The sequence below is a fragment of the Amycolatopsis arida genome (genome assembly GCF_900115565.1).
Lineage (GTDB): Bacteria > Actinomycetota > Actinomycetes > Mycobacteriales > Pseudonocardiaceae > Yuhushiella > Yuhushiella arida.
Genome location: NZ_FOWW01000007.1, coordinates 306,094 through 312,375, shown reverse-complemented (window position 1 = coordinate 312,375; position 6,282 = coordinate 306,094). Strand labels below are relative to the sequence as shown.

General features: G+C 72.6%; 5 protein-coding genes and 1 tRNA gene. 5 read left to right on the top strand and 1 reads right to left on the bottom strand.

What is annotated here, in order from left to right; genetic code table 11:
• Positions 1-498: 498 nt before the first annotated feature.
• Positions 499-571 (bottom strand) — tRNA-Gly (locus BM051_RS20865).
• A 180-nt stretch (positions 572-751) separates the two neighbouring features.
• Here BM051_RS20865 and BM051_RS20860 point away from each other — a divergent pair.
• The 5 genes from BM051_RS20860 (at position 752) to BM051_RS20840 (ending at position 6,214) form a co-directional block, all read left to right on the top strand.
• Complete coding sequence (locus BM051_RS20860) at positions 752-2,368, top strand: sigma-70 family RNA polymerase sigma factor (protein ID WP_166677785.1); 1,617 nt, start codon at positions 752-754, stop codon at positions 2,366-2,368.
• Positions 2,369-2,458: 90 nt separating this feature from the next.
• Positions 2,459-2,908: a DUF983 domain-containing protein gene (locus BM051_RS20855; RefSeq protein WP_092532956.1), complete on the top strand. Its 450-nt coding sequence runs from the start codon at positions 2,459-2,461 to the stop codon at positions 2,906-2,908.
• 96 nt (positions 2,909-3,004) lie between these two features.
• Positions 3,005-3,877, top strand: coding sequence for an Fpg/Nei family DNA glycosylase (locus tag BM051_RS20850; RefSeq protein WP_092532953.1), 873 nt, complete (start codon positions 3,005-3,007; stop codon positions 3,875-3,877).
• Positions 3,878-4,052: 175 nt separating this feature from the next.
• Positions 4,053-5,330, top strand: a complete 1,278-nt coding sequence (locus BM051_RS20845; RefSeq protein ID WP_092532950.1) for a histidine kinase — start codon at positions 4,053-4,055, stop codon at positions 5,328-5,330.
• Between the two features lie 32 nt (positions 5,331-5,362).
• Positions 5,363-6,214: a S49 family peptidase gene (locus tag BM051_RS20840; protein WP_092532948.1), complete on the top strand. Its 852-nt coding sequence runs from the start codon at positions 5,363-5,365 to the stop codon at positions 6,212-6,214.
• The last annotated feature ends 68 nt before the right edge of the window (positions 6,215-6,282 follow it).

Below are 6,282 nucleotides of genomic sequence, written 5' to 3'. Positions count from 1 at the left end.
AGGGCGCCTTCGGCGTCGCTGCGCGATTCGCTTCGCTCACCCTGGACCCGAGCCCCACCCCGCCAAAGCCGGCAAGGACGAAGGGGACGGGGGAGAACCAAGGCGACCAACACCGAAGGTGACACACCACGAAACGTGCCCAGCGCGCCCAACCCACCCCGCAGGTGGTACCAGCGAGCGAGCGCAGCGAGCAAAGCGATCAAGAAATGCCGCCCCGCCTTAATGCGGAACTCATCGTCCCGAACGCAGGTTTCGCGGTCCCGAACGAAGATCACGTGCCCAGCCACCCGACGGGCGGCACGTCGCGAACGAGCGCCAGCGAGCGAAGCGACAAAGAGACGAGGCAACCCGCGCGCCACGCTGGTTCACGACCAACGTCACCAGCGCTCGCCCAAGGCGAGGAGCTCGCACCGTGGGGGTCTGGGGGCTCGGCCCCCAGATGCAATGGCGAGGCGGCCGTGGCGAGCGCATTCCGCGAGCAAGGGGTCCCCGCCGCCGAGCGGACGACGGGATTCGAACCCGCGACCCTCACCTTGGCAAGGTGATGCGCTACCAGCTGCGCTACGTCCGCACTACACCGTTCGTTGGTGTGGGGGAGAGTCTATACCGAGGCGTTCGGCGGCTGTCGAGCCACCCGGAAGGTGGGACTCTGGTTACGGCGGACGTACAAGGGGTGACTGGGCAGGCTTCGCTCCGTATGGTGTCAGCATTCAACCGAAAGGGTTACGACCCGGAGGGGGTGCCTGGCTGGATGACGGTGTCGGATCCGCGCCGGGACGACGTGCGTGCAGCGCCCTCGGCGGCCGACGAGCCCGCTCTCCTGCAGCGTCTGCGGGACGGTGAGGACGCGGCGTTCGGTGAGCTCTTCGAACTGCACGCCGCCGCCGTGCGCCGGCTCGCGCTCAGCCTCGCGGACGACCCCGCCGAGGCCGACGACATCGTCGCCGAGACCTTCTTCCGCGTCCTCCAGGCGCTCCGCCGCGGGGCCGGCCCCCGGGACAACGTCCGCGCCTACCTCCTCACCGTCGCCCGCCGGGTGTCGTGGGAGTGGCACGGCGCCCGCCGCGACGTCCCGGTCACCGACGACGAGCTCACCACCCGCGCCGGCGCCGGCGCGGACTCCCAGACCAGGGCCGCCGAGCACTCGCTGATCTCCCGCGCCTTCTCCAGCCTCCCCGAGCGCTGGCGCTCCGTCCTCTGGCAGACCGAGGTCGAGGGCGAGCAGCCGGCGGTGGTGGCCCCGCACTTCGGGCTCAGCCCCAACGCCACCGCGGCGCTGGCCCGCCGCGCCCGGCTCGGCCTGCGCGCCGCCTACCTGCAGGCCCACCTCGCCGTCAACCGCAGCTCGGACGGCTGCCGCACGGTGGTGGAGAAGCTCGGCGGCTACACGGCGGGCAGTGTCACCGGTGCCGAGGCCCGCAAGATCCGCGCCCACCTGCTCGTCTGCCCCTCCTGCCGCTCGACCCAGGCCGAGCTGAAGGACGTGTGCGCGGCCCTGCGGGTGCACGCCAGCGCGCTGGTGGCCCTGGTGCCGGTGTCCGCCCTGGCGATCGGCACGGTCTCCGGAACCGGCGCCGTCGGCACCAGCGCCATCGGGACGGGCGCCGCGGGCGCGGCCGCCGCGGCGGGCACCGGTGCCGCCTCGGCCGGCGGCATCGCGCTCGCCGTGGGCACCAAGGCGAAGGTCGGCCTGGCCCTGGCCTCCACCGCTGCCGTGGGCGCGTTCGGCGCCGCCGTCGGACCCACCGTGTTCGACCCCAGCCTGACCTGGAACATCGGGCTGCCCGGTCGGGGCAGCGCCGAGCTGCGGATCGGCGAGCCACCGCCGGTGCCGGAGACCTCGGTGGTGATCGGCCAGGGCCGCAGCATCCCCGGCCACTTGCCCGAGCCCCGCGCCACCCCGGTGGACCGGCAGCCGCCCGCCAACGAGTACCGACCGCCCGCGGCCGTGGAGCTGCCTCGCGTGGTGAACCCCGCCGACCTGGTCCCCGGCGGCTCCGAGCTGCCCGGCACGTCCACCACCATGGGGGGCCCGTCGAGCACCCCGGGCTCGCCACGGATCGACCCCAGCGAGCCCGGCGACGACGAGGGCGACGAGAACGACCACCTCGTCACCACGCCCAGCGGCAGCCCGCCGCGGTCGACCCCGAGTTCGCCCGGCCGCGGTTCCGACACGACGCGCCCCCGAAAGATCCTGCCGACGGCCGCGGAGGGCCGGTCACACCGTGCCGGCACTCCGCGTGCCGGTCACCTGCCGGGACATCGGGTCCCTCGTGGGCACCGGACCGTGCCGCACCTCCGGGACGCGCCGGGTGACCGGGGGCGGGCTCCGGAGCGCGACCGTTCGTCCACCGAACGGACACGGTAACCGCTCGATCTGACGTTTCCCCAGCGCAGTTGATCAAGGTAACGTTGGTCCCGCTCGCGCACGCCGACCAGGCCGCCTCAGGAGGAGACGATGACCCGGCTGGTACAGGGCTCTGACGGCCGGGAGTGGGTGGTGCGGGCGCAGATGGAATGGCGACGCCCGGCCACCGCCGACGACTTCGAGCACGACGCCGCCGCCAGCTACGGCCCCGGCATCGCGATGATGCTGGTGACCCTGGCGCTGGCCGTGGTGCTGCTCGTGTGGATGCCCGAGGACGTCGTGGTGCCGAGCTGGATCCCGCTCGCGCTGCTGGTCGTGGCGCTGTTCTTCCCGCTGCGCTGGGTCCTGCGCCGCCCGTGGACGGTCGTCGCCGAGACCGAGGGCGGCGTCGACGATGTCACCGGCGAGCGGCCCTCCGAGCGCTGGGTGGGCACCGTGCGCGGCTTCTTCCGCGTCCGCGGCGAGGTCAACAAGATCGCCAAGTCGATCCAGCGGCACGACATCCCGGACTTCGAGGGCCCGCTGCACCCCGTGGAATGAGCCAGCCCGACGCGCGCCAGCGAGTGGAACCGGGCCGGGTCGTCGGCCCGGCCGCCTAAGCTGGGCCACGAACACCGGAGAACCACGGAGGGCGCCATGCCCGAGTTGCCCGAGGTCGAGGCGCTCGCCTACCACCTGCGCGAGCACGCCGTCGGCCGCACCGTCACCCGGGTCGACCTGGCCTCGCTGGCCGTGCTGAAGACGGTCACCCCGCAGTGGACCGAGTTGCACGGCCGGGAGGTCACCGGCGCCGGCCGGCACGGCAAGCACCTCGACGTCGAGATCGGCGACCTGCACCTCGTGGTGCACCTGGCCCGCGCGGGCTGGCTGCGCTGGATCGACGCGCCCTCCCCGGCACCGCCGAAGCCGGGCCGCGGTCCGCTGGCGCTGCGGGTGCGCCTCTCGGCCACCGCCGACGAGGCGACCGGCCCCGGGTTCGACCTCACCGAGGCGGGCACGAAGAAGGGCCTCGCGGTGTGGATCGTGCGGGATCCGGCCGAGGTGCCGAGCATCGCCCGGCTCGGCCCGGACGCGCTGGCGCTCGACCGGGCGGGCCTCGCCGCGGCGCTGACCGGGCGCACCGGCCGGCTGAAGACCGTCCTCACCGACCAGTCGGTGATCGCCGGCATCGGCAACGCCTACTCCGACGAGATCCTGCACGTCGCCCGGCTGTCCCCGTACGCGACGGCCGGCAAGCTCCCGGACGACGCGCTCGACCGGCTGGCCGAGGCCGTGCAGGAGGTGCTCACCGACGCCGTGCGCCGCTCGGTCGGCCAGGACGCCGCCCGGTTGAAGGGGGAGAAGCGGTCCGGGCTGCGGGTGCACGGGCGCACCGGGCTGCCGTGCCCGGTGTGCGGAGACACCGTTCGCGAGGTGTCGTTCGCGGACAGGGCGTTCCAGTACTGCCCGACCTGCCAGACCGGTGGGAAGCCGCTGGCCGACCGGCGGCTGTCCCGGCTGCTGAAGTGACGAGCGCCCCCTCGTCCGCTCGGTGCGCGACACCGAGAGTGAGAGGAGCGGGGGCGGCGAACCCACGCCGGCAGACCGGAGAGAACGGAGCGGTGGACTCCCTGTCCGAAGCGTTGTCGATCGGGTACAGAAAGTGGTTCCGTAGACCTTGCACGAGTCGGCTCCAGCGCAGAGCATGGACGCCGTGCCCGGGCTCCCCCTCACGCAGGTTCTTCCGTGGGTGGTCGCCGCGCTCGCCGGCATCGGGATGCTGGTCATGGTCGTCCGCAATCGCCGACCCAGCAGCGTGGTCGACGACGCGGTGCTCGAGGCCGTCTACCTGATGTCGAAGGCCAGCATGGACCTGCGTCAGGGCCTGGACCAGGGCTCCGCGGACCGGATCACGACGCGGCTGTTCGAGCTGCTCAAGTGCGTCGCCGTGGGGATCACCGACCGCGAGGGCACCCTGCTGTCCTGGGACGGCGAGGCCAACAACCACTACGTCGACCTCGTCGACGCCATCGGCACCACCATCCGCAAGCACCGCCGCGAGGTGGTCTCGCACGACCGCATGCCGTGCGACCACCGTGGCAACTGCCGGATGCGGACCGCGGTGATCGTGCCGATCATCGTCGAGGACAAGACCGAGGCCACCCTCATCGTCGTCGGCCGCACCCGCGGCAAGCGGCTGGTGCAGATGGCCGACGCGGTGGCCCAGTTCGTCTGCACCCAGTTCGAGGCGGCCCGGCTGGAGGAGACCAAGCACCAGCTTCAGCAGGCCGAGATCAAGGCGTTGCGCGCGCAGATCTCGCCGCACTTCGTCTACAACGCGCTCAACACCATCTCCTCGCTCATCCGCACCGATCCGGAGGAGGCGCGGGAGCTGCTGCAGGAGTTCGCCGACTTCACCCGGTACTGCTTCCGCACCGAGGGCATGTACACCACGCTGTCCGACGAGCTGCGCAACATCGACCGCTACCTCACCATCGAGGGCGCCCGGTACGGTCCCCGGCTCAACGTGCGGCTCAAGATCGCCCCCGAGGTGCTCGGCGTGGTCGTGCCGTTCCTGCTGATCCAGCCGCTGGTGGAGAACGCCGTCAAGCACGGCCTCGCGCCCAAGCCGGGCGGCGGCACGGTGACCGTGACCGCCGAGGACTACGGCACCGAGGTGCAGATCAGCGTCGAGGACGACGGCGTCGGCATGGACCCCGACCTGCTCGACGAGATGCGCGACTCCACCAGCAGCGCGCACATCGGGCTGAGCGCCATCAACCGTCGGATGCGCAACGTCTTCCAGGGCGACTACGCGCTCATGGTCGAGACCGCCCCCGGTGCCGGCACGAAGGTGACCATGCGGGTGCCGAAGTTCGTCCGCGGGCTGCGCCCGGACATGCTGAACTTCCAGGCCGCGGCGAGCGTGCCGGAGCAGTCGGCCCGGCCGGGAACCCCGGCCCGGCCGCCGTCGCTGCGCTGAGCCCGCCGGTCGACCGCCAGTACGCTGGCGCCATGAGCGTGACGGACAAGCTGACCTCCCGGATCCCCAAGCTCGGCGACCGCGACCGCGAGGTCGTGGCGGTGGTGAAGCTGCACGGGGTGATCACGCCGCATCCCTCGCCGCTGGCCAGGGGCACGATCAACTACTCCGCCGTGGAGTCCGCGCTGACCAGGGCGTTCGACCACGACCGGCTGCGGGCCGTCGCATTGCAGATCAACTCGCCGGGCGGCGCGCCCACGCAGTCCGGGCTGATCGCCGAGCGGGTGCGGCAGCTGGCCGCCAAGCGGAACGTCCCGGTGCTGGCGTTCGCCGAGGACGTGGCGGCCTCCGGCGGGTACTGGCTGGCCTGCGCCGCGGACGAGATCTTCGCGCACCGTACGTCGCTGGTCGGCTCGATCGGCGTGGTGAGCAACGGGTTCGGCTTCCCGGCGCTGCTGGAGCGCTTCGGCATCGAGCGCCGGCTGCACACCGCGGGGCCGAACAAGGCGCGACTCGACCCGTTCAGTCCGGAGAAGACGGAGGACGTGGAGTGGCTGGAGCACATGCACGGCCAGCTCCACGAGCTGTTCGTCGGCTGGGTCAAGGAGCGCCGCGGCGACCGGCTCGGCGCCGACGGCTCCGACGGCTCAGACACCGACCTGTTCAGCGGTGACGTCTGGCTCGGGACCCGGGCGCTCGAGCTCGGCCTCGTCGACGGCCTCGGCACGCTGCGCGAGGTGCTCGCCGAGCGGTACCCGAGCGCGGAGATCAGCGTCGCCGAGCCGAAGAAGCCGCTGCTCGCCCGGCTGGGCATGGGCGGCCCCGCGGCGGCACTGGTGGACGCGGTGGAGCACCGGCTGGCCTGGTCCCGGTTCGGCCTGTAGCGGGTCCGCCGGACACTTCGCCCGAGCAGCTTCGGTCACGGTGTGGACATCGCGGCCGGTACGCGGCA